The sequence below is a fragment of the Ruegeria sp. L12 genome (assembly GCF_056531745.1).
Genome location: NZ_JBQFMH010000006.1, coordinates 149,434 through 176,022, shown reverse-complemented (window position 1 = coordinate 176,022; position 26,589 = coordinate 149,434). Strand labels below are relative to the sequence as shown.

Below are 26,589 nucleotides of genomic sequence, written 5' to 3'. Positions count from 1 at the left end.
TACGTGTGCCGGGTCCGAACTGAGAGAGAACTCCTCATGAGAAAACTGCAATGGGGCATGATCGGGGGTGGCGAAGGCAGCCAGATCGGGCCTGCACACCGGATGGGCGCGCAGGCGGATGGAAACTTTGTTCTGGCAGCGGGCGCACTGGATCATGACGCCGAGCGCGGCAAGGATTACGCCCAGCGTCTGGGCGTGGCTGCGGACCGTGCCTATGGCAACTGGCAAGAGATGCTGGACGGAGAAACAAGGCGCGCGGACCGCGTCGATCTGGTGACGGTCGCGACCCCGAACTCTACCCACTTCGAGATCACCAAGGCTTTCCTTGAGGCGGGCTTTAACGTGCTTTGCGAAAAGCCGATGACCATGACCGTCGAAGAAGCCGAAGAGATCGTGAAAGTCGCCGAGAAGACAGGCCAGATTTGCGCGGTGAATTATTGCTATTCGGCCTATCCCATGGTGCGTGAGATGCGCAAGATGGTCGCGGATGGGGAAATCGGCAAAGTGCGCCTGATCGTCACCAACTTCAGCCATGGCCACCACGGCGATGCGGCGGATGCGGATAATCCGCGCGTGCGCTGGCGCTATGACCCTGCCATGGCAGGGGTTTCGGGACAGTTCGCGGATTGCGGCATTCACGCGATGCACATGGCCGGTTTTATCGCGGGTGACGAAGTGCGCACGCTATCTGCGGATTTCGCGTCAACCATTGGCAGTCGCGAGTTGGAAGACGATGCGATGGTCAATTTCCGGATGGAAAACGGCACGGTCGGGCGGCTCTGGACCTCTTCCGTCGCCATTGGTCGCCAGCACGGGTTCGAGATTCAGGTGTTTGGCGAAACCGGCGGTATGAAGTGGTTCTCCGAGCAACCAAATCAGGTGATGTACTCACCTGTTGGGGGGCGCACCCAGATCATCGAGAAAGGTGAAGGCGGCTTGTCGGATGAGGCCAGTCGCCTGAGCCGCGTCGCCATTGCACACCCCGAAGGGTTCCCGATGGCCGTGGCGAACATCTATCTTGATCTCGCGGCAGCAATCCGGGGCGAGCCTCATGGCACCTTCCCCTCAGCGCAGGATGGCCTACGCTCGATTGCAGCGGTGCATCAGGCGGTGGCTTCGGCAAAGGCGAATGGCGCGTGGGTGGACGCGCGCCCGCCAATGTTCCGCTAAAGCTATCTATGGCAAGGGGCGCAAAGTGCCCCTTTCCACAATGGTACAGGCAAAAAGCCGCGCCTCTGGCAAGCGGCTTTCATCTTTCAGCGTTGCTTCGATCAACTCGATGGAAGAGTTGATGATCTGCGCGATGGGATTGCGGATTGTGGTCAGGTTAATATTCTGCCACCCCGCCATTTCCATGTCGTTCAAACCGATGATCCCGATATCTTCGGGAACCGTCAGGCCCGCCGTCTGAATGGCGGAAAGGGCGCCGATCGACAGCACGTCATCACCACAGAAATACGCCTCGGCGGGTTTTGATTTGAGCAGGCTCAACATTTCTTCCCGACCGGCGTCGAAGGAATAGTTGCTGGCAAAGCTGACCGACCATTGGACCGACGGGTCGGCTTCCAAAACCTCGGCAAATCCCTTCAGACGGTCTTGCGTAGATGTCGCGTTTTCGGGACCGCCCAGAAAGGCCACGCGCTTGTATCCCCGCGCAACCAGAGTCTCGGCAGCCAAACGTCCAGCCTCGATATTGTCGATCCCCAGAACATTTACCTTGGGGCTGGGGGAGTGTCGGCCAAAGGAATGTACCACCGGAATGCCAACGTCCCTGAACGCTTCGGCAAATGTAGCAGGCAGCGTTGAAGACGCCACAATGACCCCATCGACGGAATAGGCCTGCAACATGCGCAAGGATGCGGTCGGCTCGGTCTCATCCGTCAGATTGACCAGCAGAGGGCGCAACCCACGCTGCTGAAGTCCCCGGGTGAACTGATCGAAGACGTTCAGAAAGATCGGGTTGTGAAAGTTGTTGGAGACAAGCCCGATCAGCTTGGTGCGCCCGGTTGTCAGCGACGACGCCAGAGCATTCGGGCTGTATCCAAGATCGGCAGCGGCCTTTTCGACCTTTGCGCGGGTCTTGGGGCTGACGGAAGCGCCTTCGGTGTAGGTGCGCGAGACGGCAGATCGGGACACCCCCGCACGTTCTGCCACCTCTTTCAATGTCACCGGCACGAATGACGCCCTTTCAGTTTATGTGTTGTCCTCAGCCTCCGCTGCGGCCCGAACTGCATCCCAATCCGCTATATACAGCTTCCAACCGGCGATGCCACCGAGCCCCATGAAGATCAAGCCCCAAGCGAGCGCGCCAGTTGTAAACTCGAATATCGCCCAGAGAATTGGTACGACCACAACCAGAATCCGCCGCCAGACAGGCAGAAAGAAAGGTATATCGAAATCGAGTAACCTTGCTTCCTTCTTAGGCGGCACCTTCGTACTCGGCCCCCGTCTTGGCGCCCGTGATATAGGCAACGATGTCCTGACCGTCAGTCTCTTCTTTCTTGAGGTTCGCGACGATGCGGCCCCTGCGGAAGACAATGATCCGATCCACCAGATCCATCACCTGACGCATGTTGTGACTGATCAGGATCAGCGGTTCGCCCTGTTCCTTCAGCGTCCGGATGATGTTTTCGACCTGAGCGGTCTCTTGCACGCCCAAGGCTGCCGTCGGTTCGTCCATGATGGTCAGTTTCGAATGGAAAGACGCAGTGCGCGCGATGGCGACACACTGGCGCTGACCACCCGACATGTTTTGTATCGTGTTTCGGATGTTGGGGATTTTAACCCCCGTTTTCTCAAGCGCCGCCAGCGTATCCGCACGCATCGCCTTGTAGTCCAGAAACCGGAACGGACCCAGCCAATCCCACTTGGTCTTCTCACGCCCCAGGAACAAATTGTCGGGAACGTCCAGCGCATCGGCCAGAGCCAGGGTCTGGAACACGGTTTCAATCCCGGCTTCACGGGCGTCCAGCGGGCCTGCGAAATGTACTTCCTCACCGTCGAAGATGACAGTTCCGCTGGTGCGCTGTTCCACCCCGGTGATCTGGCGCACGAAGGTCGACTTACCGGCCCCGTTGTCGCCCATGATGGCAACATGTTCGCCCTTGTGGAGGACAAAATCCGCGTCGTTCAGGGCGTGCACACCACCGTAGTGCTTTGTGAGGCCCTTGGTTTCAAGAATGATATCACTCATGTCAGCCTCCTTAGCTCCGCGCCGCCGCTCGTTCCTGGCGCATTTTATCCAGAACTACGGCTGCGATGATAATGCCGCCCATGGCCATCAACTGATAGAAAGCGTCGAGCTTCACGTAGGTAAATCCGGACTGGATGACCCCAAATACCATGGCCCCCAGTACCGTCCCCGGGATCGACCCGCGTCCGCCGGTCAGGCTGACGCCACCAATCACGGCCATTGCGATGGCATAGAGTTCGTAGAATATTCCCATGCCCGATTGCGCCGTCAGGTTCTTCGAGCTCAGGACGATTGCAGCAAAGGCCGCCAGCATCGATGCGATCATATAGACGCGCACCTTGTGCCGTTTTATGTTGATCCCCGACATCCGCGCCGCATCTTCGTTCGAGCCGATCGCGTAGGTATGCTTACCGTGCAGCGTGTATCGCATAATGATATGCATCAGAATGGCCAAGCCGACGAACCAGAAGACCGGCATCATGCCCTTGCCGAGTGCGGCAAAGCCCTCGGTCGGGAAGGATACAGGCTGACCGCGCGTCCAGGCCTGCGCGATGCCGCGGCAGATCAGGAACATACCTAGTGTCGCGATAAACGGCGGGATCCGCGTGTAGGCAATAAGTGCACCGTTGATGGACCCGATGATTGCACCAAAGGTCAGCCCGACCAGTACGGGAATGATCACCGGCAAATCAAAAGCCCAAGGCCCAAAAACCGCTTTGGGGTTGGGACTGCCGTTGACCAGCTCGGTCTGGGCAAATGACATAACGATCATCGCCGTCGCACCCACCAACGGGCCGGAAGACAGATCGATCCCGCCTGAAATGATGACCTGCGTCACCCCAAGCGCGATGATCCCGATGATGGAAACCTGAAGGATGATGATGCGCAGTCGCGCCTCGTTGAAAATGGTGTCAAAGCGATCCTGTGTATCGAACAGGAAGCTTTGCCCGTTCATATAGGGCAGTACCTGACCCAATATTTCGAAAATGATCACGATGATGATCATCGCGAAGAAGATGTTCAACTCGCCCGGCAGTGATCTCTTCTTCTTGTCATATGTAAGCCCGCCAATTCCGTGCGACGTATCGGCCATCGGTCAGTCCCTCCTTACGGGTACTCTTGTCTCGCTCTGATCGGGAGACAGGGCAGCACCGCAGCGCTGCCCAAATTTGTTGCGCAAGTCCTCTTACTGGAACTCAGCGGCGTTTTCGGGAGTCACCAGGATGAATGGGATAAAGACCGTCTTGTTGACATCTTCACCCGCAGCCAGTGACAGCGCGGTGTCGATCGACCCGGCGCCCTGACCTGCCAGATCCTGGAACACTGTGACGTCCAGATCACCCCCGGCCATGGCAACCAATGCATCCGGCGTCGCGTCAACGCCGCCGACCTGCATGTCTGCCATATCGATGCCACCCGCCTTCATCGCCTGGATCGCGCCGATTGCCATTTCATCATTATTTGCGATGACAAAGTCGAAAGGCTCGCCAGAAGACATCCAGTTGGTCATCAGATCCTGCGCTTCGTCGCGCGACCAGTTTGCGGTTTGCTCGTCAATCAGCTCCATGAAATTGCACATGTCCATGCCGATCACATCATGTACGTCCTTGGACCGCTGAACCGCAGCCTGGTTCGACAGCTGACCGTTCATCAGATAGCCACGCGCACCGCCTGACTTGCCTGCCGCCCGCAGGTTGCGGCAGATTTGGAAGGCTTCAAGCGTACCGGATTCGATCTCGTTCGATGCGACAAAGGCCTGACCTTCGGGTAATGTATCCATGTTGACCGGCTGGCGGTTTACATAGACCAGAGGCACACCGGCAGAGGCCGCCGCGTTCGACATCGCTTCGGTTGCGTTGGTGTCGACGGCATTCACGATGATCGCATCAACGCCGGATGCAATGAAGTTGTTGATCTGGTCCAGCTGACGGGCAACGTCGTCCTGTGCATCCTCCATCTGAAGGTTCACGCCATCCAGCGTTTCGATATGCGCGGTCATGCCATTCCGCATGATGGTCAGGCCGTTATCGTCAAAACGCGCAATGGATGCACCAATGTTCTGCGCCATCGCAGAGGTGCCCATCATCAGCGTGGAAAGGCCAGCAGCCAAAAGGATCTTCTTCATGGTTCTCTCCCGGTTTTTGTGCACGAGCACTTTTGTCTCTCGTTCAGCCAAGAGCACACCGAAAACCCGACCCCAGCAGCATCGAACAACCGATAAGGTCTGATCGAGGAGATTCCTCAAAATCCAAGCCATGCCTTGACGGGCGCCAGTCTTGTACATTTTGCAACCGGTTGCAATATTAAATTTACATCTGAGACTTTCGTTTAATTTTGCCCTACGCAGCTTGGACCGCCTTGCGGATGTGTTAATCCCGGCCGACCTAAAACCCCGGCTTCTTGTGCGGGTCCGCCTGAAAAGGTTTCAGACTTTCGACAAAGGCATCGAGAAAATCCAGCGCCAACAGAGACCTGCTGCCCGCCACCGGACGCAGAATGGATAAACGATGATGTATCTCCGGCTCGAACGGAACACTGACCATTTCAGGCGATTGGAATTGTTCGGCGTCCAGGACGCTGACAATGGATGCGCCTTGCCCCTGACTGACAATCAGACATGCCGTGGCGAACTGTCGGACCTCAATCCAACTGTTCATTTCCACTCCGCATTCCAGAAATACCTTCTGGAGCCTGCGAAAAAATGGACTGTCGCGTCGCGTATGGACAAGTTTGTGCTCTCTCAGATCCTCGGGGGTCACGAACGCTCTTTTTGCCAGCCGGTCATTCTTGGGCAGGACACAGACGGTACGGATAGGAATCTCGGTGCTTTCGACGGCTGGATGGGTCGCGAACTCATCGGAAATACCACAATCATATTGTTCACCGATGATCCATTCCAGAATGTGTTCCGGGCGGTCTGGCTCAAGTGTCACACGCACATTAGGGCGATGTTCCAGAAACTGGGCCAGAAGGTCCGGCAGGAGCGATGTTGCAAATCCCGGCAGACACGCAATACGCAGATGCCCTGCCCTGCGCTCGGTCAGATCGCGATTCAGTTCTTCCAGATGGCTCAGACTGTCAAACACACGACCGACCTCTGATAGCAGATACCGGGCCTCGCTGGTGGGAATCAGTTGCCCGTCGTGGCGCGTGAACAGATTGACCTCGACCGATTTCGAGAAATCCGACAGGAGGCGGCTGGTCGCGGGTTGGGAAATGCCAAGGGATTTGGCGGCACGTGTGATGGATCCGGTGCGGGCAACAGCTTGAAACGCTTCAAGCTGACGGAGTTTAAATTTCAATGACTTAGCCTTGGCTGGAGTGTGTTGGTCGTCAAGCGATATAACAATATGTTATGAATGTTGTCAAAAAACTTTCGCTTGCATTATTTTGACGCTCAGGCACATCCTTCTCCCATGCTCAACTCTGGGAGAAGTTAAGATGTCCATTAAATCCTTGCTCTGCGCCTCTGCGGCATTGGCCGTAGTTGCAAGCACCGCTTTTGCGCAAACCGAAATTCAGTGGTGGCACGCAATGGGCGGCACGAACGGTGAACGCGTCAACAAGATCGCGGCCGATTTCAACGCCACGCAGAGCGACTATACAGTCGTGCCTGTCTACAAAGGCAACTACACCGAAACCATGACAGCGGCGATTGCGGCCTTCCGTGCCAAAGAGCACCCGCAGCTGGTTCAGGTTTTCGAAGTCGGCACAGCCACCATGATGGCTGCAAGAGGCGCAATCTATCCGGTCGAACAGCTGATGACAGATGCAGGCGAGCCATTTGATGGTGACGCGTTCCTGCCCGCGGTTGTGTCCTACTACGAGACACCCGAAGGGGAATTGCTGTCGATGCCCTTCAACAGCTCGACCCCGGTTCTGTGGTATAACAAAGACGCGCTGGATGCAGCTGGTGCCGATGTTCCCACCACCTGGGACGAGGTCAAGGAAGCCGCGCAGAAGCTGGTCGATAACGGCATGAAATGCGGCGTGTCCTTCGGTTGGCAATCCTGGGTGATGATCGAGAACTTCTCGGCCTGGCACGACCTGCCGACCGGCACCAAGGAGAACGGCTTTGCCGGGTTCGACACCGAGCTGACCTTCAACAACGCAAGCGTCGCCGAGCGTTTGGATGACGTGGCGTCGATGAGCGACGGCAACCTGTTTGTCTATGGCGGTCGCCGTGGTGACAGCCTGCCGATGTTCACCAATGGCGAATGCGGCATGTGGATGAACTCGTCCGCCTACTATGGCTCGATCTCTTCGCAGGCCGAGTTCGAATTCGGTCAGGCCATGTTGCCGCTGGACACCAAAGTCGCGGATGCTCCGCAGAACTCGATCATCGGTGGCGCGACCCTGTGGGTTCTGGCCGGTCATGATGACGAGGAATACAAGGGCACCGCTCAGTTCCTGAACTACCTGTCTTCGCCGGAAGTTCAGGCGTGGTGGCACCAGGAAACCGGTTATGTTCCGATCACCACCGCTGCCTATGAGCTGTCGAAGGAACAAGGCTTCTATGACAGCAACCCGGGAACTGACACCGCGATCAAACAGCTGAGCCTGAACACGCCGACCGCCAACAGCCGCGGCCTGCGCTATGGCAACTTCGTTCAGATCCGCGACGTGATCAATGAAGAGATGGAAGCTCTGTGGGCCGGTGAAAAAGACGCGCAACAAGCGCTGGACGCTGCTGTCGAACGCGGCAACGACCTGCTGCGCAAGTTCGAGCGCACAGCGACCAACTAACCCATCCTGTACGACCCGGTCCTGCCGCCCCGAGCCTGGGCGGCAGGGCCTTTTTGCTGACCGGGGTCCCTCATGCTCAAACGGGTGCATTTCCCAACCTCTGCTTTGCCCTATCTTCTGGTGGCACCGCAGATCATCATTACGGTGGTGTTCTTCATCTGGCCCGCCAGTCAGGCGATGTATCAGTCATTTCTGATCGAAGACGCCTTTGGCTTTGGCACTGAATTCGTCTGGTTCGAGAATTTTGAACTGCTGTTCAAAGATCCGCTCTATCTGGCCAGTTTCAAACGCACGGCGGTGTTCTCGCTGCTGGTGGCAGCGCTGTCGATGGGATTTGCGCTGGTGCTTGCGGGCTTTGCGCAGCGCGTCATACGTGGCGCCATGTTCTATCGGACCCTGTTGATCTGGCCTTATGCGGTTGCGCCTGTTCTGGCTGGTGCGCTTTGGGTCTTCATGTTCAACCCGACCCTCGGCATCTTTCCCTATTTCCTCGACTTCTTCGGTATCACCTGGAACCACTATCTGAATGGCAATCAGGCCATGGCCCTGGTGATCCTGGCGGCGGCATGGAAACAGGTTGCCTACAACTTCCTGTTCTACCTTGCCGCGATGCAGTCCATCCCGAACTCGGTCATCGAAGCCGCAGCGATTGACGGTGCAGGCCCAGCACGCCGGTTCTGGACGATCATCTTTCCGCTGATCTCTCCGACCACGTTCTTCCTGTTGGTGATCAACATGGTCTACGCCTTCTTTGAAACCTTCGGCATCATCCATGCGGTGACACAAGGCGGGCCGGGTACGTCGACGACAATCCTTGTCTACAAGGTGTTCAATGATGGTTTTGTAGGCCTCGACCTCGGCGGATCAGCCGCGCAGTCGGTCGTGTTGATGGCGCTGGTCATCGCAATGACCATCGTGCAATTCCGTTTTGTTGAAAGAAAGGTGGCTTACTGATGGTTGAAAACCGCCCCTTCACCGCCTTCCTGACCCAAGTGGTGCTGATCCTTGGCGTATTTGCCATTGCCCTACCCGTGTGGATCACCTTCGTGGCCGCAACCCATGATGAAATTCGGATGAGCCAGGCCCCCCTGCCCCTGTGGCCCGGCGACCAGTTCTTCATAAACATCAAACAGACTCTGTTCGGCTCGGGTCTGAGCGGTATCGAACAGGCACCGGTCTGGCTGATGCTGCTGAATTCACTGGCCATGGCACTGATGATTTCAACCGGCAAGATCGTGATCTCGCTGCTGTCGGCCTTTGCCATTGTCTACTTCAAGTTCCCTTTCCGAATGGGCTTTTTCTGGATGATATTCATCACCCTGATGCTGCCGGTCGAGGTTCGGATTTTGCCGACCTTCGAGGTGGTCGCCAATCTGGGAATGCTCAACAGCTATTGGGGCCTGTCGATCCCGCTGATCGCGTCTGCAACCGCAACCTTCATGTTCCGGCAGGTGTTCCTGACGGTGCCGGACGAGTTGTTGGAAAGCGCGCGCATTGACGGCGCGGGCCCGTTGCGGTTCTTCTTCGACATCCTGCTGCCCCTGTCGCGCACCAATATCGCGGCGCTTTTCGTGATCCTGTTTATCTTTGGCTGGAACCAGTATCTCTGGCCTTTGCTGATCACGACGGACACCTCGATGACCACCATCGTGATGTCGATCAAGCAGATGCTTGAGGCGGCCGAGCAAAGCCCACAGTGGAACATCATCATGACCACAGCACTTCTGGCGATGATCCCGCCGATCTTTGTGGTGATTGCAATGCAAAAGCTCTTTGTACAGGGCTTGACGGAAACCGATAAGTAAGGCGCCCGAAAATGGCTGATATTCAACTCAAAGACCTCATCAAGTCCTACGGCCCGACCGAGGTGCTCCATCACATTGCGGGCGACATCAACGACGGTGAGTTCATCGTCATCGTGGGCCCTTCAGGATGCGGTAAATCCACGCTGCTGCGCATGATCGCAGGACTGGAAAGCGTCACTTCGGGCGAGATCGCTATCGGCGGCCAGCGGGTAAACGAACTGGAGCCTTCAGCGCGCGATATCGCCATGGTTTTCCAGAACTATGCCCTGTATCCGCATATGTCGGTGCGCCAGAACATGGCCTACGGGCTGAAGATCCGGAAACTGTCCAAGGATGAGATCAATCGCCGCGTCGAAGAGGCTGCCGACATCCTTGAGATCCGGCAATACCTTGACCGCAAACCACGCCAATTGTCCGGTGGTCAACGGCAGAGGGTGGCCATGGGCCGTGCCATTGTGCGCGACCCGCAGGTATTCCTGTTCGACGAGCCACTGTCGAATCTGGACGCCAAGCTGCGTGTACAGATGCGTCTGGAGATCCGCAAACTGCAGCAGCGCCTTGGCGTGACCTCGATCTACGTCACCCACGATCAGGTTGAGGCGATGACATTGGGTGACAGGCTGATGGTGCTGAACGGTGGCTATGTCGAACAGTTCGGCACACCGATCGAGCTCTATGACCGCCCCGCATCGGTGTTCGTGGCAGGGTTCATTGGCAGCCCGTCCATGAACTTTATTCCCACTGAAGTGAAAGATGGTCAGGTAACGTTGCCCGACGGCGCATCCCTGCCCGTAGGTTCGGCCCATAAAGGCACGGTCACGCTGGGGTTGCGACCCGAACACCTGATGGCCGAAGACAACGGACCGGTGCAGATCGAGATCGACATGATGGAACAGCTCGGCGCCAACACCTTGCTGCACGGTCGACTGGCAGGCACCGATCATGACATCGTCGCCAGCGTGCCCGGCCATGCCCGTGATGGCATCGGTACCAAGCGCCGGTTCTCAATCTCACCGGACCTGATTCACCTTTTCGACCCGGAGACGGGCAAGCGCGTGGATATTTGATGCATTATCCTCAACTAGATGCTTTTGCGTGCGAACCCGGTGTAATCCGACTGGTCGGCCACCGCGGTGCCCGCGGTGTGCTGCCGGAAAACACCCTGGAAGGGTTTGCCTTCTCGCTCAGATCAGGCGTTGCTCTGCTTGAACTGGACGTGACCGCCACGCGCGATGGTGTGGTCGTTATAACGCATAATCATCACCTCACCCGATCCATGGTTCGAACTGCCCAGGGCGGTTGGTTGCAAGGCGATGAGCCGAAGGTTTCAGACCTGACCTATGCCGAGTTGCAGGGCTATGATGTCGGCGGTTTAGATAGCAACAGCGCCTACGGGCAACGCTTCCCGGATCAGGCGTTCCTGACCGGCATCCGAATTCCTCGTCTGTCTGACCTTCTTGAGATGCTGCAACAGCCTGAATATCAGACTGTTCATCTGTTCCTTGAGATCAAATCAGACCCCGATCTGGTGGATGATCTGACAGCCCGTCGGTCATTGGTCCAAGCGGTGGTGAACGATGTCCGTCAGGCCCGGATGCAATCGCGGACCGTATTGCACAGTTTTGATTGGGGCCTGCTTGGGGATTGCCAGCGGATTGCACCGGAAATGCCGACTTCATTCCTGACACAACTGCCAGAAAACGAAGAAGATATCGGCGAGGATTCATCGAAAGCCGTGAACCCGGTTGATGGCTGCACCACGCAGGACCTGCCTCACAGGGTCAAGGCGGCGGCGGGTCAGATCTGGTGCCCCTATTATCTGGACATCACCGCCGAAGCGCTTGCCACGGCCCGCGACCTGGGGCTGACAACCATGGTCTGGACGGTGAACGAGCCCGAGGACATTGCACGCATGATCGAGCTTGGCGTGGACGCGATCTGTACCGACTATCCCGGCAGAGTTCAGCATCAATTGCTCAAACGCGGCGCACACTGGTTGCCTCAAGCTGTACGCTGACATGCAAACAGTCCAGGATGTCTTTGCCCGCTACAAAGAGTTGCGGGACCGGTTGCCTTCAAATCAAACCCGTGCAGACACTGTCGCAATCCGTTCGCTGCTCGACCTGAAAGATCAGGCTGATGCATTTGTCTTTGACGCTTTCGGCGTTCTGAATGTCGGCACCCGACCGATCCCAGGGGCGGCCGACCGGCTGGATGAACTGCGTGCCGCAGGCTGTGCCATTCGTATCCTTTCAAACGCTGCCAGCTATGACAAATCTCGTGCGATTGAAAAATTTCACGCCTTAGGTCTGCGTGTGGAACCGGCCGAAATCATCACCAGTCGGGATACGGCGCTGGAGATTATTGACGACCGCGTTTGGGGCGTGATCGCTGCCGAGGATGACACCCTTACCGATATCACAGCCCCAACCCTGCGGCTGGATATGGACGCGTCCGCCTATGATCATGCCGAAGGGTTTCTGTTTCTTTCAACGGCCCATTGGAACCCGTCCAAACAATCAATGCTGATCACAGCGTTACAGCAGGCACCTCGCCCCGTGATCATCGCCAACGCCGATCTGGTCGCCCCGCGGGGGTGCGGATTGTCACTGGAACCGGGATATTTCGGTCATCAGCTCGTAGATCTGGGCCAGAATAGCGTGCGCTTTTGCGGAAAGCCTTATCCGGATGTCTATGATTTAGCCCGGCATAGCCTGCCGGAAATCCCAGCGGGCCGAATTGTCATGTGTGGCGATACATTGCAAACCGATATCCTGGGGGCTGCAGCAGTGGGCTGGAAAACGGTTCTTGTCACCCGCGATGGGGTGATGGCCGGACATGATGCTAAACCTTACATAAAGTCATCCGGCCTGCACCCGAATTGGATCCTTGACCGGATCTGATCTAACGGTGAACTTCGACAGTTCCATGTAACGCGCCACAGACAAAAGATGTGAACTAAGCGCTCACCCTGAATTCACCAATATTGGCTTAACGTCACGCAACCGGTCACCCTTTGGATCGAACGGTGCTTCGGCGAGGATGGTTGCTGTGTGAGGTTTACCAAGGATGAACACCTCGACCGTATCGCCAGGCCCCGCCACCGTCGGATTAACATAGCCGAGAGCCAGCGACTTGCCGACCGAATATCCATAGGCACCCGAGGTCACGCGCCCTACGGGTGTGCCATCCGGGGTGAAGATCGGCTCGCCACCGGCTGCATCCGCGTCCTCGATCACTTCAATTTCAAAGCTCGACAGAACCTCACGCGGGGCATTGTCCTTGACGGCCAGATAAGCGTCCTTGTGCAGGAAATCCTTGTCCAGCTTGATCAGACCGGCCAGCCCGACCTCTTGCGGCCAGTATTCCTGCGAATATTCACGGCCCCACGAGCCATAGCCCTTTTCGATCCGCAACGACCCCAGTGCGCGGCCGCCGACGGGGCCGCCCTCCAGCGATTTGGCGGCCTCCAGCAGCGCGGTGTACAGACGCACCTGATCCTCTTCGGGGCAGTGCAGTTCCCAGCCCAGATCGCCGGTAAAGCTGACGCGGATGGCCAGACAGGTGACACCGGCAGCCTCGATGGTGGCCGAGCGCATGAAGCGGAACGCCTCGTTCGACAGGTCCGCATTGGTCAGGCGCTGCAGCAGGTCACGCGCTTTCGGACCTGCGACGTTGAAACCGGCGATGCGATCGGTCGCGACCTCAAATGTGGTGCCTTCGGGCAGGTCGACCATGTTGAAGAACCGCTGATGATAGCGCTCGGCCATGCCGGAGCCGATCATCATGTATTCATCATCGGCCACCTTGGTGATGGTGAAATCACCGGCCACGCCGCCACGGACCGAGATCAGCGGCGTCAGGCAGGAACGACCGATCTCGGTCGGCACCCGGTTGGCGACCAGACGGTCCAGCCAGTCATGCGCACCCGGCCCCTTGATCACGTAATTGGCGAAGTTCGAGATATCGATGACGCCCACTTTCTCGCGCAGCATCCGCACCTCGCGGCCCACCGGGTCCCACCAGTTCTGGCGGGTGAAGCCGTTGGTTTCCTGCGCGCCGGGCTGATCGGCGAACCAAAGCGGATGTTCCCAGCCGCAGTTCAGGCCAAAGACGCAGCCCATGCCCTTTTGCATCTCGTATGCCGGGCGGACACGGGCGGGACGGCCCGCGCTGCGTTCTTCGTTCGGGAAGTGGATCTTGAAGCGGTGGGTATAGGAATCCTCGACCCGCGCCTTGGTGAATTTTTTGTCGGCCCAGTCGCCGAAGCGGGCCAGGTCCCAGGCGAACATGTCGTATTGCGGCTCGCCCTCGATCATCCATTGCGCCGCCAGCAGGCCCAGACCGCCCGATTGCGAGAAGCCGGGGATCAGGCCGCCGCACAGGAAATAGTTCTTCAGTTCCGGCACAGGCCCCCACAGGGCCGAACTGTCTGGTGACCAGATCATCGGCCCGTTGATCACCCGCTTGACTCCTGCCGTCGCCGCCGCAGGCACCCGTTCGGTGGCGCGGATGACGTTTTCCATGATCCGGTCCAGATCGTCGGGGAACAGGTCATGGGCGAAATCCAGTGGCGTGCCTTCTTCGGCCCAGAATTTCATGTCTTTCTCATAGGCGCCGATCAGCAGCCCGTTGCCTTCCTGCCGGAAGTAATATTCGCCGTCGCGGTCGGCGATCGAGGGCAGTCGGCGGCCCAGATTGGCGACCTCGTCGATAGTCTCGGTGACAAAATACTGATGCTCGGTCGGTTGCAACGGCAGGGTCAGACCCGCCATCGCCGCCACCTCGCGGCCCCAGAGACCGGCGGCATTCACCACCCATTGCGTGTGGATGTCGCCCTTTGTGGTGCGCACGATCCAGCTGCCGTCTGGCTGTTGCTCCGTTGCCGTGACCGGGCAGAACCGTTCGATGGCCGCACCCATGGCGCGGGCACCGGCGGCATAGGCGTGCGGCACGCCCGAGGGGTCCACGTTGCCGCCATCGGGTTCGTACATGATACAGCGGATATCGTTGAACTGCGCCAGCGGGTGCAGTTCCTTGGCCTCTTCGCGGCTGACCTCGTGGAAGTTCAGTCCGTAGAACCTCGCCTTGGCCTCCTGCAGGCGCAGCTGATGCTCACGCTCTTCGGTCTGCGCCAGATACAGCGAGCCGGGCTGGAACACGCCGCAGCTTTGGCCGGTCTCCTGCTCCAGTTCCTTATACAGGTTCATCGTATAGTGCTGGATGCGGGTGATGTTGTTGTTGTCATGCAGCCCGTGAATATTGGCGGCCGCGTGCCAGGTCGAACCGCTGGTCAGTTCATCCCGTTCCAGCAGGATCGAATCCGTCCAGCCCATCTTGGCCAGGTGATACAGGATCGACGTTCCGGCCAGGCCACCGCCGATCACTACCGCTTGTGCGTGCGTTTTCATGGGATTTCCCTCTTAATGCCTCAGGCGGCGATGCTTTTCATGGCGCCCAGAAACTGGGCCACTTCGGCGACACTGTTGTAATGGCACATCGAAACGCGCACGCAGCTGTCCATACCAAGCGGGTTCAGGATGTTGCCGGAATAATGATCGGCCCTGCGCAGATGAGTGCGGATGCCCTGTTCGTTCAGCTGCTTGACCACATCGACCGACGGCACGCCCTCGACCCGCAGCGAAACCAGCCCTTCGCGTGCCGGGTTGTCGACGCCGCCCAGAATGGTCACCTTCTCCATCTCAGCCAGACCGGGCAGGTTGCCGGTGCCGTGGATCATCGCGTCGGTCAGCGCCTTCTCCTGCGCATGGATCGCCTCACCCGCCGCGACGAATTTGGCGCGCCGGTCGGAGGCGTCGCTGACCTGCTCGCCCAGCCATTCGAAATAGCTCACCACGTCGGACATGGTGGCGTAGGACCCGGTGTCGCGCGTGCCCATCTCCCAATTGTCCTCTGGGCCATCGATCAGGCTGTTATGCGGCAGCTTGGTCAACCGGTCGGATATCCACGCCACCCCGTAGCCATGGCGCGAGAACACCTTGTAGGGCGAGATCACATAGCCATCGACGCCGTAAGCGGTCAGGTCGATCCGGCCATGGGCTGCGTGCTGGATGCCATCAACGATGATAATACAGTCAGGCGCAACGGCCCGGATGGCGGCAGCCACGGCGGCGACATCCACGCCCATGCCGGTCACCGGCGAGGTGTGCACGATGGTGGCTACCTTGGTCTGAGGCGTCACCTGAGCGGCATAGGCGTCGGCGGTGACGGTACCGGTAGCGTCGTCATGGGCGACCAGAACATGATCCTGCCCGGCCACCCCGGCCCAGCGAGCGCAGGCGCTGCGGGTGGCGGGGTGTTCCAGCGTGGTGCCCAGAACCTGCCCAGAACCGGTGCCCAGACAGGCGTTCATGATCAGGCGGAACAGCAGCTCGGTGCCGCTTTCGCCGACAAAGAACTGGCCGCCGGGCGCGTTCATGAACACGGCCATGTCTTCTTTGGCCTTGTTTATCACACGCACCAGTTCATGGCTGCCGGGGTTGTCGCGGCCCTGATTGTCGGGGATCGCGGCATAGGTCTGCGAAGTGTCCACAACCGAATTCAGCGTCAGTGCGCCGCCCGCGTTTTCGAAAAAGATACGCGGACCCTGCTGCGGGCAGCTATCTATCTGGGCAAAGCGGCTGCGGATCTGATCCAGCAGGACATCTGAAATTTGGCTCATGGTGGTCGACCTGTTTATTGTGCCTATGACGGCTGGCAGTTTCGCTGAACCTAAGATGGTTCCCGAAACAAGACATGCAAAAAAATCCGGGGCAAAGCAGTCGAAAATTCTGCGCAGGCAGATCGGCATTTCTGAGGTGTCTTTTGCGACACTCATCCGCCAGGCGTGGCGCGCCCTTCAACCCGGCAATAACAGCTTGCCGTCCTGATCTGAATTGGACGTGAGATTTTGCTGAAGATCACCCGTTTTTATCATTCGTTTCAGCAGCGGCGTTCAATAGCCAGTCCTGAAACAGCCGGACGGCAGAGGATGCGGATTTTCCCTTGAGTTTGGCATAATAAGCCCAGGGGCTTTTCAGATCAAAGTCCAGGGGCTCAATCAGCAAGCCCCGATCCACGTAAGGCCGCGCCAGAGATTTTGGCAATGCAACACAGCCCAACGACTTGACCGCAAGCTCCAATGCGAGGTTCGAGGCATTCGTGCGCGGACCCTCTTTCTGGTTCAGATCCTCAAGGTCAAACTCGGTTGCCACTTTCTCCCAATAGGCGGGCCGCCCCAGAATATGGATCAGACGCGCGTCTTGCAGCTGTTTCGGATCGGTCAGGCGCCGCCCATCGACTGTAAATCCCGGGGCGCAGACAACGGTCAGTTTGTCCACCCACAACCGCGTCAGATCATCGGCGACATCATCTACATGATTGATCGTAATGGAAATATCCGAGACATTTGGCTCAACATCCGTCCAGATCGTGCCATGAACGGTCAGGGCGATATCGGGGTGCACCTCGGAAAACCCCTGAACCACATCGGGCAGCCAATTTTCGGCCAGACTTACCGGGCAGGACACAACAACATTGCGGATATGCGGGCGCGACACAATCGATTGCGTCGCCGTGTCGATCTCTTGCAACGCATGACGCACAGACGGAAGATACGCCTTGCCCGCATCAGTTAGGGACAGCGATCTTGGATGGCGCAAAAACAGGGGCCGCTTGATGAACTCTTCCAGTGACCGCACATGGTTGCTGACCGCCGATTGGGTACAGTTCAGCTCCTCTGCGGCGCTGGTAAAGCTCAGATGCCGTGCGGCCGCCTCGAACGAGCGGAGAAAGGACAGGTGAGGCAGGTTCATCATATTGGGCATGTCCCGAGGCTGTTGTCGCGTTGACTAATCCGCGGAAATTGCGGTCTCTTGTTCATTCGCGACTTTAGAGTTGTCCCGTTCGCGACACAACAAATCAGACAGTCACAAAAAAACCGGTGCCATAGCCCTAGGATTGTTTTCGTGCCGCACGCGGTAAATGTACCTAATTTGCCTTCTGATCGCAGTGTCCCAAAATTCAACACATGCAGGCAGGCCGTGGCGGATACATTTCAGAAAGTTGCAGACTTCACTCTCGGCAGCACGGCCGGGGATTTTCCCGATTCGACCCTGAACGCAGCGGCGCTGATGTTGCTGGATACTTTGGGCATCACCATCGGGTCCGGCCCGATGCAGGCCGGAACAATCGCGCGGGAAACCGCGCAGGCGCTGTACGGCGCAGGCGACAGTTCCCTTGGCGCGCGGATGCTGTTCGACGGGCGGCGGGTCAGCGCGGCGGGCGCGGCCTATGCCGCCGCGACTCAGACCGACAATCTGGACGGGCATGACGGGTATAATCCGACCAAGGGCCATATCGGTGTCGTTATAGTCCCTGCCCTCGCTGCCTTGGCCGAAACGGTGCCCGATTTCTCGGGTCCTGAAGCGCTGGCCGCTGTGACTATCGGCTACGAGGTCGCGGGGCGCGCGGGCATCTCACTGCATGATACGGTCAGCGATTATCACACCTCTGGCGCCTGGAACGCTCTGGGTGTGGTGGCTGTAGCGGCCCGTATGCGCGGGCTTAGCGCAGAACAGATGCGGCAGGCCATGGGCATCGCTGAATATCACGGCCCGCGCAGCCAGATGATGCGCGAAATTGCCAATCCAACCATGCTGCATGACGGTTCAGGCTGGGGTGCGATGGTGGGTATTTCTTCGGCTGTTCTGGCCGAGAAAGGCTTTACCGGAGCCCCGGCCATCACCATCGAAGCCGAAGACGTCGCCCCACACTGGCAGGACCTGAGCCGGTTCTGGCAGATGGAACATCAATATGTGAAGCCCTATCCGATCTGCCGCTGGGCACATGCCGCCATCGATGCCACCCGTGCGCTGGTGCGCGACCATGGCCTGAGCCATAACGATATCGCCTCCATTCAGGTCAATACCTTCCACGAAAGCGCCTGCCTGTTCCAGGGCATGCCCGATGACACCTCGAAAGCGCAGTATTCCCTGCCTTTCGCCGTTGCCACGATGGCGGCCTATGGACGCATCGGGGTGGAACATATCACCGGTGCCGGTCTGTCCGATCCGCTGGTTGCGTCGATTGTCGAGCGTATTTCAGTGGCCGAAGACGCGCGCCATTCGGATCGTTTCCCCCAAAGCCGCTGCGCCGATGTCAGCATGACCCTGAGTGACGGGCGCGTGTTGGAATCGGGTGATGTCCACGCCCGCGGCGGCCCCGAGGCCCCGATGGAACGGTCCGAAGTGATCGACAAGTTCATGGAGTTCGCCACGCCGTCGCTGGGTGAATCTCGGGCTACCGCCATTCGCGATGCAGTGCTTGGTCTGACCGATCCGGCCTCAAAGTTCTCTGACCTTGGCGCCCTGATCTACAACGCGCCGGACAGGGCGTAAACGGAACGAATAAAATGCCCCTGAAACTGTTGAAATACGGGTTGTCCGGCACATACCCGGTGACCGGCGACATCCCGGCCACGCCCGATCTGAAACCCAGCTATGATGTGGTGATCGTGGGCGGCGGCGGCCATGGGCTGGCCTGCACGCACTACCTGTCCAAATATCACGGCATCACCAATGTGGCGGTTCTGGAAAAGGGTTATCTGGCCGGGGGCAACACCGCGCGGAACACGACGACCATCCGTTCGAACTATATCACCAAAGAAGGTATCGCGTTCTACAAGGAAGGCGTTCAACTCTACGAGGAAATGAGCGAGGAACTGGACTTCAACGTGATGTTCAGCCAGCGCGGACAGCTGACCCTGGCCCATACCGAAGCGACCCTGCGCAGCTTTCACCTTCGGGCCGAGATGGGCAAGCACGCCGGCACAAATATCGAAGTGGTTGACGCGCAAACGGTCAAGGAACTCAGCCCCCATCTGAACATGGACGAAGGTGGCGCGCTGGAGATTATCGGCGGTCTCTGGCACACCGATGGCGGCACTGCCCGCCACGATGCGGTGGCGTGGGGCTATGCCACGCAGGCCAGCCGTCGGGGCGTGGAAATCCATCAGCGAACCGAAGTTGAAGGCTTCGATATCGACGGCGGCAAAATCACGGCCGTGCGAACCAATCGAGGAACCATTTCGGCCGGTCAGGTGATGATCGCCGTCGGTGGTATGAACTATGACATGGCCCTGAAAGCCGGGGTCGAACTGCCGATCCGCTGCTTCCCCTTGCAAGCCATGGTCACCCAGCCGCTGAAACCCTGGCTGCACACGCTCGTCAGCTCGGTCAGCCTGCACACCTATCTGGTGCAGTCCTCGCGCGGCGAGATCGTGATCGGCGGCGGTTCGGATCCGTACCAGCTGTATTCCACCCGCTCGACGCTGGATATGAAGGAACATCTGGCCGAGGGTGCCGTGCATCTGTTCCCCTTCCTGCAAGGCGTGCGCCTGCTGCGTCAATGGGCCGGGATCACCGACATGACGCCCGATTACTCGCCGATCATGGGTGCCAGCCCGCTGTCGAACCTGTGGCTGGATTGCGGTTGGGGCACATGGGGCTTCAAGGCAACGCCGGTGGCGGGCAAGTACATGGCGCAGACGATCGCCAACCAGAAGGTCGCCCCGGTGCTTGAACCCTTCACCATGGAACGTTTTGCCACGTTCGACCTGCTCAATGAAATGGGCGCAACCGCTGCGAGCCACTGACATGAAGATCCTGACCTGCCCGATGAACGGCCCCCGCAACATCAACGAATTCCAGTGTTTCGGCCCGGTAAAAGCCGATCCCGACCCAGCCACGACTTCGGATCAGGACTGGGCGCGACACCTGTTCCGCGCCGACAACAGGACCGGCGTCATCATCGAATGGTGGCGTCATTTGCCCTCGAACTATTTCTTCCTGGCCGAACGCGATGTCACCACCAACGAAGTGCTCCGCACCTTCGACGCATCGGAGGCCGTCCATTGACCCGGTTGCCCGCCCCTTACGGTACGCGCATCCGGCGCGACATGCCCGTGCGTTTTACCTTTGAAGATCAGAGTTTTACCGGGTTCGAGGGCGATGTCATCGCATCGGCGCTGGCGGCCAGCGGGCAGTGGATGCTGTCGCGCAGTTTCAAGTACCACCGCCCACGCGGGCTGATGTCGATGGCAGGCTCCGAGGCGGACACGCTGGTGCAATTGCCTTCTGATCCCAACGTGCAGGCGGACAGGCACGCGATCACCGAGGGGCTGACCGTAAGTGCGCAGCACGTCAACGGCTCGCTGGCGCGAGACCGCGACGCGGTGCTCGACAAGCTGGGCCGTTTCATGCCGGTCGGGTTTTATTACCGTACCTTCATGGGCCCCACGCGCAACAGCTGGCTGAAACTCTGGGAGCCGCTGATCCGTAAAAAGGCCGGTCTGGGCGTGCTGGACACCAACGCCGCGCATCAAGATTTCGAGAAAGCCAACCTGTTCTGTGATTTGCTGGTTGTGGGCGGGGGCCTTGCTGGTCTGACCGCAGCGATCGAGGCGGCGCAATCCGGGGCCGACGTGATCCTGGCCGAGATGGAGCCCGAATTGGGCGGTGCGCTGACCTATCGCCGGGAGGGCGCTGACCTGCTGGCCGAGTTGACGGAGCGCGCCTGCAACCTGCCCAACCTGCGTATCATGACGGACACCGTTGTGAACGGCTGGTTCGAGGACAACTGGCTGCCACTGATCAGGGGCAACAAGCTGTTCAAAACCCGAGCGCGCGGGGTCATTCTGGCCACCGGCTGCATCGAGCAGCCCGCCGTTTTCCGTAACAATGACCTGCCCGGCATCCTGTTGGGCTCGGCCGTCCAACGCCTGATGCGTCATTATGCGGTCAAACCGGGCGCACGCGCTGTGGTTCTGGCCGCCAACCCCGAAGGTTACCGCGTGGCGCAGGACCTGCTGGATGCGGGCGTTGAAATTGCCGCCATTGTCGATCCGCGTCCTGATGGGTCCTGCAACGGTCTGTCCGAAGACCTGCGCCGTCGGGGAGTGGCCATCGTGTCGGGTGAGATCAGCGAGGCACATGGCAAGACCCACGTCACCGCTGTCTCAGCAAACGGGCAGCGGATCGATTGTGATCTGGTCGTGATCTCGGTCGGGTCCGCGCCCAGCTGGCAATTACCCTGTCAAGCGGGCGCAAAGCTCAGCTATGATGACGCATCTGCGCGGTTCTCATTAGCCTTGCCCGAAGGCCCGCTTGGCACCGCAGGCAGTATCAATGGCCCGGTCAGCGCATCCGTGGTCATGAACGATGCCCGCAGTGCCACCAATGCGGCTCTGGCCCGTCTGGATCTGCCCCATGATGACGTTGACCCTCTGGCGGATCCCGAAGCGGCACTGGCCAACTACGAACCAAAGATCGCCCCTCATCCCAAAGGTAAGGATTTCGTCGACAGGGACGAGGATATTCAGGTCAAGGATCTGCAAAACGCGACCAAGGAAGGCTATCGCGAGCTGGAATTGATCAAGCGGTTCACTACGGTGGGCATGGGACCATCGCAGGGCCGTCACTCGGCGCTGGCAACGGCGCGTGTTGTGGCCGATGCCACCGGACGCAGCATAGCGGAGACCGGCGTAACCACGGCGCGGCCCCCGTTTGCCCCGGAAACACTGGGGGTTCTGTCCGGCCATCACCACCCTGCCGAACGGCGCAGCGCGTTGCATCAGGAACATATTCGCCTCGGGGCCGACATGCGCCCGGTCGGCGCCTGGTGGCGCCCCTATTTCTACGGGCCGAAAACCGACGCAAAACGGTTGATCGAAGAAGAGGTCGGGGCCGTGCGCGAAGGGGTCGGCGTGCTGGATGTCTCGACCTTGGGCGGGTTGGAGGTGCGTGGGCCGGATGCGGGCGAATTCCTCAACCGCATCTACACGATGGCCTATAAGAAACAACCTGTCGGTCGGTGTCGGTATTGCCTGATGACCAATGAGATGGGCACGGTGATCGACGACGGTGTCGCCTATCGTCTGGCCGAGGACATGTACTATGTCACCGCAACAACAGGAGCCGTGGCGCGGGTCTATGCGGATATGCTGTTCTGGAACGCGCAATGGCGGCTGGATGTGGATGTGTTGAACGTCACTGCCGCCTTTTCCGGTTTCAATATCACCGGACCCAAAGCGCGCCAGGTGGTCGAAGCGCTGGACAGCGACATCGATTTCTCACGCGACGGGTTTGCCTATCTCGATGGCCGCTCGGGCATGGTGGCGGGTGTTCCGGTCCGCGCCATGCGGATCGGCTTTACCGGTGAGCTGAGCTTTGAGCTGCATTGCCCCTCCAGCTATGCCAAGTCCCTGTGGGACGCGATCATGGCGGCGGGTGCGCCGATTGGCCTGCGCCCCTACGGCCTGGAAGCCAGCCGGATACTGCGTCTGGAGAAGGGGCACATCCTGATCGGGCAAGACACCGATGCGCTGACATCGCCGGATGAGCTGGGCTTTGGCTGGGCCATATCCAAGACCAAGCCGTTCTTCATTGGCAAACGCGCCATCGAGATGCGCCGGAACAAAGGGTTGTCGCGCAAGCTGGTGGGCCTTTCCTTTAAAGGCGGAGATGTGCCGGACGAAAGCTGTCTGGTGCTACGCGATGAGGTGCCGGTCGGTCATGTGACGTCAGTGCTGTGGTCGCCCACCTTGGGCAAACATATCGCTTTGGCCTATGTGGACGGACGCGATGCAGAAATCGGCTCGGCCGTCACAGTCAAATGCCGAAACGGAGCCCGCGTCACCGTACCCGTCGGCCCACACGCCTTTTTTGACCCCGACAACACGAGGCAGGAGGTCTGATGATGCGAACCTATCCCCTGAACCCCGGTGGCTCGGCAGACGGCGTGACGCTAGTCTCTGGCCCTGTAAGCCTTGTCGATCTGACTGCTCAGCCGCGATTTGGGCTGAAGGGGCGCGGTTCTGCAGACTGGATTGCATCACAAGGGCGGACCCTGCCCGAGGTGAACCAGTTCGCGGACGGTATCCTGCGACTGGGGCGCGAGGATCTGGTGGTGATTGAGGGTGCAGAAGATCTGCGCACGGCCTGGTCCGCATCCAAAGCTCCGAAGGGTTATGATGCCTGGCGCGATGAGACATGGGCCTGGATGCACCTGTCGGGCCCGTATCTTGACGAGCTGATGGCCAAGATCTGTCCAGTGAACCTGTCGCGACAAGCCTTTTCCGAAGGCCAGATCGCGCAGACCCGCGTCGGATATATCGAGGCCATTACATGGCGTGCCCAGCATCAGGGGCAGGACGGATTCTGCGTCTTCTTCGACATCTCGGCCACCGCATTCTTCGCAAAGGCGATAGAAACTGCCGCCCAGGAATTCAGCAGAGAGACTGTACTGTGAAATCTCCGGTTACCATCCTTCATACCGACAACCCCGACGCCGCGAGGACCGTACTGGCCGCGCGACACCCGGATCTGGAAATCCATACCTGCGACAGCTACGAGGCCTTGCCCGCAATGATCGCGGATACACAGGCTGAGGTGGTCTATTCCGTCCGTTTCGCGGGCACACCCGGTTTTCCCCGGCAGGCGCTGATTGATGCGCCCAGCGTAAAGTGGGTCTCGGTTGGTGGGTCGGGCACCGATCACATGAACCCCTGGGACCCGTATACCTTCACCGTGACCAATGCCGCCGGGGTCGCCGCTGATATGATGGCGCAATATGCGTTGGGGGCGATGCTGCACTTCTCGCTGGATTTACCGGGCTTCCGGGCCGCACAGGCACGACATGAATGGGTGTCGGGCAAGGTCGAGCCGATTGACGGCAAGACGGTGTTGATCCTTGGGCTGGGACAGACCGGCATGGCGGTGGCCGCCCGGTCCAAAGCGATGGGCCTGTCCACAATTGGCGTACGGGCGCGGCCCAAGGACACTCCGAATGTGGATGAAGTGCATGGGATGGATGCCCTCCCCGATCTCTGGCCGCGCGCGGATTTCATCGTCGTCTGCGTACCGCTTCTGGACAGCACGAGGGGGTTGGTCGATGCGGATGCCTTTGCCGCGATGAAACCCGGCGCGGTGATCATCGATGTCTCGCGCGGTGGCGTGATCGTTGAACAACCTCTGGTCACTGCATTGGAATCCGGCGCCCTGAAAGGAGCTGCGCTGGATGTTTTTACGGTCGAGCCACTGCCCGCAGATCACGTATTCTGGGGTTTTGACAACGTCATCATCACCCCGCATTGCGCGTCCGTCTACGAGGGTTGGGATCTCAAATCGGTTGAGATGTTTTCCGACAACCTCTGGCGGTATCGCAAAGGCGACGATCTCAAAAACATAGTCAACCCCGAGCGAGGATACTGACATGGCCCGTGAAAGACGCAGCGGTCGGCGCGGCAAAAGCGATCGTGGCAGCGCAAGCATCCAGCAACTTCCCTGGCAGAATGTGGTCAACGCTTCCCCCAAGCTGGAATTGCTGAGCGAAGAGCAGCTGGATCAGTTGCACGCCACCTCGATGCGTATCCTGTCCGAGGCCGGAATACGGGTCATGGGCGACAACGTGATGGATCTGTTCGAACAGGCTGGCGCGCTTGTCGACCGGGACACCAAAACAATCCGTATTGACGAAAGCATCGTTAACGCGGCGCTGAAAACCGTTCCGAAGACTTTCACGCTGACCGCCCGCAATCCGGACAAGCGGATCACCATGGGCGGCAATCATGTCAATTTCGGCCTTGTCGCAGGTCCACCGAACGTACATGACTGTATCAACGGGCGGCGACCCGGCAATTATGAAGATTATTGCAACTTCATCAAACTGGCCCATCACTTCAATGCCATTCATCTGATTGGCAATCAGGTCACAGCGCCACTGGAATTGCCCGCCAACAATCGGCATCTGGACACCTACAACGCCAACCTGACCTATAGCGACCTCAGCTTTCACGCCACGGCGATTGGCCGGGGCCGGGCGATGGACGGGATCAACATGATGGCCATTGCGCGCGGCATGACGCTGGAAGAGATGCGCGCTGATCCGGGGCTTATCACCATCATCTCGGTCAACTCGCCCCGTCTGTTCGACGATGCCATGGGTGACGGCTTGATAGCCATGGCTGAACATGGCCAGCCGGTGACGATCACGCCCTTCACGCTGATGGGCGCGATGACACCGGTGACCCTGCCCGCGGCATTGGCGCAGCAAAACGCCGAGGCTTTGTTCGGCGTGACCCTGACGCAACTGGTCAATCCCGGCACGCCGGTAATGTACGGTGCGTTTACTTCGAACGTGGATATGCGTTCAGGCGCCCCCGCTTTTGGTACGCCGGAAAACACCAAGGCGAACATGATCAGCGGCCAGTTGACGCGCCGTTACGGTATTCCGTACCGGACCTCGAACGCCAATGCCTCGAACGTGGTTGATTTGCAGGCCGCCTATGAGACGATGATGGCCACCTGGGGTGCGGTTCTGGGCGGGGCCAATCTGGTTTATCATGCAGCCGGATGGCTGGAAGGGGGGCTGACCGCCTCTTATGAGAAGCTCGTCATGGATGTGGAAATCCTGCAAAACATGATGGAATTTCTGAAGCCGCTGAAATTCGACGACAGCGAACTGGGCTTTGACGCCATCAAGGACGTGCCGACCGGTGGCCATTTCTTCGGCACCGAGCACACGATGGAGCGTTATGAAACTGCGTTCTATGCACCGATGCTGTCCGACTGGCAAAACTACGGCGCGTGGGAGGCTGCAGGTTCCAAAACCGCGCTGAACCGAGCCACCGAAATCTGGCAGCAAGCGTTGCGGGACTATGAAGCACCCGCCATGGACCCGGCGATCCGCGAAGAACTGGACGCCTATATTGCCAAGCGCAAGGAAGAGATCGGATCGGATGAGCCCTAATCGGTTAGGGCGGAAGCAATGCCTCCGCCCGACCCTCGA

At 59.0% G+C, this 26,589-nt stretch carries 23 protein-coding genes; 15 read left to right on the top strand and 8 right to left on the bottom strand.

The features are described from left to right. Positions 1-36 precede the first annotated feature (36 nt). Positions 37-1,170, top strand: coding sequence for a Gfo/Idh/MocA family protein (locus tag ACR0K9_RS11835; protein ID WP_480823421.1), 1,134 nt, complete (start codon positions 37-39; stop codon positions 1,168-1,170). A gap of 6 nt (positions 1,171-1,176) precedes the next feature. Here the strand turns inward: ACR0K9_RS11835 and ACR0K9_RS11830 are convergent, their stop codons facing one another. The 5 genes from ACR0K9_RS11830 to ACR0K9_RS11810 all read right to left on the bottom strand — a co-directional run bounded on the left by ACR0K9_RS11830 (position 1,177) and on the right by ACR0K9_RS11810 (position 6,495). Then, the gene (locus ACR0K9_RS11830; RefSeq protein WP_480823419.1) at positions 1,177-2,175 is read right to left on the bottom strand and encodes a LacI family DNA-binding transcriptional regulator; all 999 of its coding nucleotides are present in this window, start codon (positions 2,173-2,175) and stop codon (positions 1,177-1,179) included. 244 nt (positions 2,176-2,419) lie between these two features. Next, complete coding sequence (locus ACR0K9_RS11825; RefSeq protein WP_480530928.1) at positions 2,420-3,193, bottom strand: ATP-binding cassette domain-containing protein; 774 nt, start codon at positions 3,191-3,193, stop codon at positions 2,420-2,422. A gap of 10 nt (positions 3,194-3,203) precedes the next feature. After that, positions 3,204-4,286 (bottom strand): ABC transporter permease, encoded by a 1,083-nt coding sequence (locus tag ACR0K9_RS11820; protein ID WP_480823417.1) that lies wholly within the window; start codon positions 4,284-4,286, stop codon positions 3,204-3,206. A 93-nt stretch (positions 4,287-4,379) separates the two neighbouring features. Further along, the gene (locus ACR0K9_RS11815; RefSeq protein WP_480823415.1) at positions 4,380-5,318 is read right to left on the bottom strand and encodes a sugar ABC transporter substrate-binding protein; all 939 of its coding nucleotides are present in this window, start codon (positions 5,316-5,318) and stop codon (positions 4,380-4,382) included. Positions 5,319-5,577: 259 nt separating this feature from the next. Continuing rightward, a complete protein-coding gene (locus ACR0K9_RS11810; RefSeq protein WP_480823413.1) occupies positions 5,578-6,495 on the bottom strand; it encodes a LysR family transcriptional regulator in 918 nt (305 codons plus the stop codon). 139 nt (positions 6,496-6,634) lie between these two features. Between ACR0K9_RS11810 and ugpB the strand changes: the two genes are divergently transcribed. From ugpB to ACR0K9_RS11780, 6 genes are all read left to right on the top strand, one after another. Beyond that, positions 6,635-7,939 carry a sn-glycerol-3-phosphate ABC transporter substrate-binding protein UgpB gene (gene ugpB, locus ACR0K9_RS11805; protein WP_480823411.1) on the top strand — a complete coding sequence of 435 codons (1,305 nt, stop codon included), beginning with the start codon at positions 6,635-6,637 and terminating at the stop codon, positions 7,937-7,939. Positions 7,940-8,011: 72 nt separating this feature from the next. After that, a complete protein-coding gene (gene ugpA, locus ACR0K9_RS11800) occupies positions 8,012-8,893 on the top strand; it encodes a sn-glycerol-3-phosphate ABC transporter permease UgpA (RefSeq protein ID WP_480823409.1) in 882 nt (293 codons plus the stop codon). Next, positions 8,893-9,744 carry a sn-glycerol-3-phosphate ABC transporter permease UgpE gene (gene ugpE / locus ACR0K9_RS11795; RefSeq protein WP_480823407.1) on the top strand — a complete coding sequence of 284 codons (852 nt, stop codon included), beginning with the start codon at positions 8,893-8,895 and terminating at the stop codon, positions 9,742-9,744. Before ugpA ends, ugpE begins: the two co-directional genes overlap by 1 nt. Positions 9,745-9,755: 11 nt before the next feature. Further along, on the top strand, positions 9,756-10,811 hold the full coding sequence (locus tag ACR0K9_RS11790) for a sn-glycerol-3-phosphate import ATP-binding protein UgpC (RefSeq protein WP_480823405.1): 1,056 nt from the start codon (positions 9,756-9,758) through the stop codon (positions 10,809-10,811). Further along, entirely contained in the window at positions 10,811-11,761 is a 951-nt protein-coding gene (locus ACR0K9_RS11785) for a glycerophosphodiester phosphodiesterase family protein (RefSeq protein WP_480823403.1), read from the top strand. Before ACR0K9_RS11790 ends, ACR0K9_RS11785 begins: the two co-directional genes overlap by 1 nt. Position 11,762: 1 nt before the next feature. Next, the gene (locus ACR0K9_RS11780) at positions 11,763-12,647 is read left to right on the top strand and encodes an HAD-IIA family hydrolase (protein ID WP_480823401.1); all 885 of its coding nucleotides are present in this window, start codon (positions 11,763-11,765) and stop codon (positions 12,645-12,647) included. Positions 12,648-12,710: 63 nt separating this feature from the next. On the opposite strand, the gene ACR0K9_RS11775 is transcribed toward ACR0K9_RS11780, so the two are convergent. Then, positions 12,711-15,155, bottom strand: a complete 2,445-nt coding sequence (locus tag ACR0K9_RS11775) for a GcvT family protein (protein ID WP_480823399.1) — start codon at positions 15,153-15,155, stop codon at positions 12,711-12,713. 20 nt (positions 15,156-15,175) lie between these two features. Continuing rightward, positions 15,176-16,426, bottom strand: a complete 1,251-nt coding sequence (locus ACR0K9_RS11770) for an aminotransferase class V-fold PLP-dependent enzyme (RefSeq protein WP_480823397.1) — start codon at positions 16,424-16,426, stop codon at positions 15,176-15,178. Between ACR0K9_RS11770 and ACR0K9_RS11765 the strand changes: the two genes are divergently transcribed. Next, positions 16,425-16,634, top strand: coding sequence for a hypothetical protein (locus ACR0K9_RS11765; RefSeq protein ID WP_480823395.1), 210 nt, complete (start codon positions 16,425-16,427; stop codon positions 16,632-16,634). The genes ACR0K9_RS11770 and ACR0K9_RS11765 overlap by 2 nt on opposite strands. Positions 16,635-16,664: 30 nt before the next feature. Here the strand turns inward: ACR0K9_RS11765 and ACR0K9_RS11760 are convergent, their stop codons facing one another. Beyond that, positions 16,665-17,561: a LysR substrate-binding domain-containing protein gene (locus tag ACR0K9_RS11760; protein ID WP_480823393.1), complete on the bottom strand. Its 897-nt coding sequence runs from the start codon at positions 17,559-17,561 to the stop codon at positions 16,665-16,667. Between the two features lie 225 nt (positions 17,562-17,786). Between ACR0K9_RS11760 and ACR0K9_RS11755 the strand changes: the two genes are divergently transcribed. From ACR0K9_RS11755 to ACR0K9_RS11725, 7 genes are read left to right on the top strand one after another with little or no spacing between them, the layout of a single operon-like run. Next, positions 17,787-19,142, top strand: coding sequence for an MmgE/PrpD family protein (locus ACR0K9_RS11755; RefSeq protein ID WP_480823391.1), 1,356 nt, complete (start codon positions 17,787-17,789; stop codon positions 19,140-19,142). A gap of 14 nt (positions 19,143-19,156) precedes the next feature. Continuing rightward, entirely contained in the window at positions 19,157-20,398 is a 1,242-nt protein-coding gene (locus ACR0K9_RS11750) for an FAD-dependent oxidoreductase (RefSeq protein ID WP_480823389.1), read from the top strand. A gap of 1 nt (position 20,399) precedes the next feature. Beyond that, on the top strand, positions 20,400-20,660 hold the full coding sequence (locus ACR0K9_RS11745) for a sarcosine oxidase subunit delta (RefSeq protein WP_480823387.1): 261 nt from the start codon (positions 20,400-20,402) through the stop codon (positions 20,658-20,660). Then, complete coding sequence (locus ACR0K9_RS11740) at positions 20,657-23,497, top strand: 2Fe-2S iron-sulfur cluster-binding protein (RefSeq protein WP_480823385.1); 2,841 nt, start codon at positions 20,657-20,659, stop codon at positions 23,495-23,497. The genes ACR0K9_RS11745 and ACR0K9_RS11740 overlap by 4 nt, the downstream gene beginning before the upstream one ends. Continuing rightward, complete coding sequence (locus ACR0K9_RS11735) at positions 23,497-24,051, top strand: hypothetical protein (RefSeq protein ID WP_480823383.1); 555 nt, start codon at positions 23,497-23,499, stop codon at positions 24,049-24,051. Before ACR0K9_RS11740 ends, ACR0K9_RS11735 begins: the two co-directional genes overlap by 1 nt. Beyond that, positions 24,048-25,013: a D-2-hydroxyacid dehydrogenase gene (locus ACR0K9_RS11730; protein ID WP_480823381.1), complete on the top strand. Its 966-nt coding sequence runs from the start codon at positions 24,048-24,050 to the stop codon at positions 25,011-25,013. The genes ACR0K9_RS11735 and ACR0K9_RS11730 overlap by 4 nt, the downstream gene beginning before the upstream one ends. 1 nt (position 25,014) lies before the next feature. Next, positions 25,015-26,550 carry a trimethylamine methyltransferase family protein gene (locus ACR0K9_RS11725; protein WP_480823379.1) on the top strand — a complete coding sequence of 512 codons (1,536 nt, stop codon included), beginning with the start codon at positions 25,015-25,017 and terminating at the stop codon, positions 26,548-26,550. Positions 26,551-26,589: the final 39 nt, after the last annotated feature.

Bases quoted from the DNA above. Each gene is read 5' to 3' on its own strand.
- ugpA (WP_480823409.1), top strand. From the start codon at position 8,012: ATGCTCAAACGGGTGCATTTCCCAACCTCTGCTTTGCCCTATCTTCTG.
- ugpE (WP_480823407.1), top strand. From the start codon at position 8,893: ATGGTTGAAAACCGCCCCTTCACCGCCTTCCTGACCCAAGTGGTGCTG.
- ACR0K9_RS11820 (WP_480823417.1), bottom strand. From the start codon at position 4,286: ATGGCCGATACGTCGCACGGAATTGGCGGGCTTACATATGACAAGAAG.
- ACR0K9_RS11735 (WP_480823383.1), top strand. From the start codon at position 23,497: ATGATGCGAACCTATCCCCTGAACCCCGGTGGCTCGGCAGACGGCGTG.
- ACR0K9_RS11725 (WP_480823379.1), top strand. From the start codon at position 25,015: ATGGCCCGTGAAAGACGCAGCGGTCGGCGCGGCAAAAGCGATCGTGGC.
- ACR0K9_RS11775 (WP_480823399.1), bottom strand. From the start codon at position 15,155: ATGAAAACGCACGCACAAGCGGTAGTGATCGGCGGTGGCCTGGCCGGA.
- ugpB (WP_480823411.1), top strand. From the start codon at position 6,635: ATGTCCATTAAATCCTTGCTCTGCGCCTCTGCGGCATTGGCCGTAGTT.
- ACR0K9_RS11780 (WP_480823401.1), top strand. From the start codon at position 11,763: ATGCAAACAGTCCAGGATGTCTTTGCCCGCTACAAAGAGTTGCGGGAC.
- ACR0K9_RS11825 (WP_480530928.1), bottom strand. From the start codon at position 3,193: ATGAGTGATATCATTCTTGAAACCAAGGGCCTCACAAAGCACTACGGT.
- ACR0K9_RS11790 (WP_480823405.1), top strand. From the start codon at position 9,756: ATGGCTGATATTCAACTCAAAGACCTCATCAAGTCCTACGGCCCGACC.
- ACR0K9_RS11765 (WP_480823395.1), top strand. From the start codon at position 16,425: ATGGTGGTCGACCTGTTTATTGTGCCTATGACGGCTGGCAGTTTCGCT.
- ACR0K9_RS11760 (WP_480823393.1), bottom strand. From the start codon at position 17,561: ATGATGAACCTGCCTCACCTGTCCTTTCTCCGCTCGTTCGAGGCGGCC.
- ACR0K9_RS11835 (WP_480823421.1), top strand. From the start codon at position 37: ATGAGAAAACTGCAATGGGGCATGATCGGGGGTGGCGAAGGCAGCCAG.
- ACR0K9_RS11770 (WP_480823397.1), bottom strand. From the start codon at position 16,426: ATGAGCCAAATTTCAGATGTCCTGCTGGATCAGATCCGCAGCCGCTTT.
- ACR0K9_RS11785 (WP_480823403.1), top strand. From the start codon at position 10,811: ATGCATTATCCTCAACTAGATGCTTTTGCGTGCGAACCCGGTGTAATC.
- ACR0K9_RS11815 (WP_480823415.1), bottom strand. From the start codon at position 5,318: ATGAAGAAGATCCTTTTGGCTGCTGGCCTTTCCACGCTGATGATGGGC.
- ACR0K9_RS11745 (WP_480823387.1), top strand. From the start codon at position 20,400: ATGAAGATCCTGACCTGCCCGATGAACGGCCCCCGCAACATCAACGAA.
- ACR0K9_RS11750 (WP_480823389.1), top strand. From the start codon at position 19,157: ATGCCCCTGAAACTGTTGAAATACGGGTTGTCCGGCACATACCCGGTG.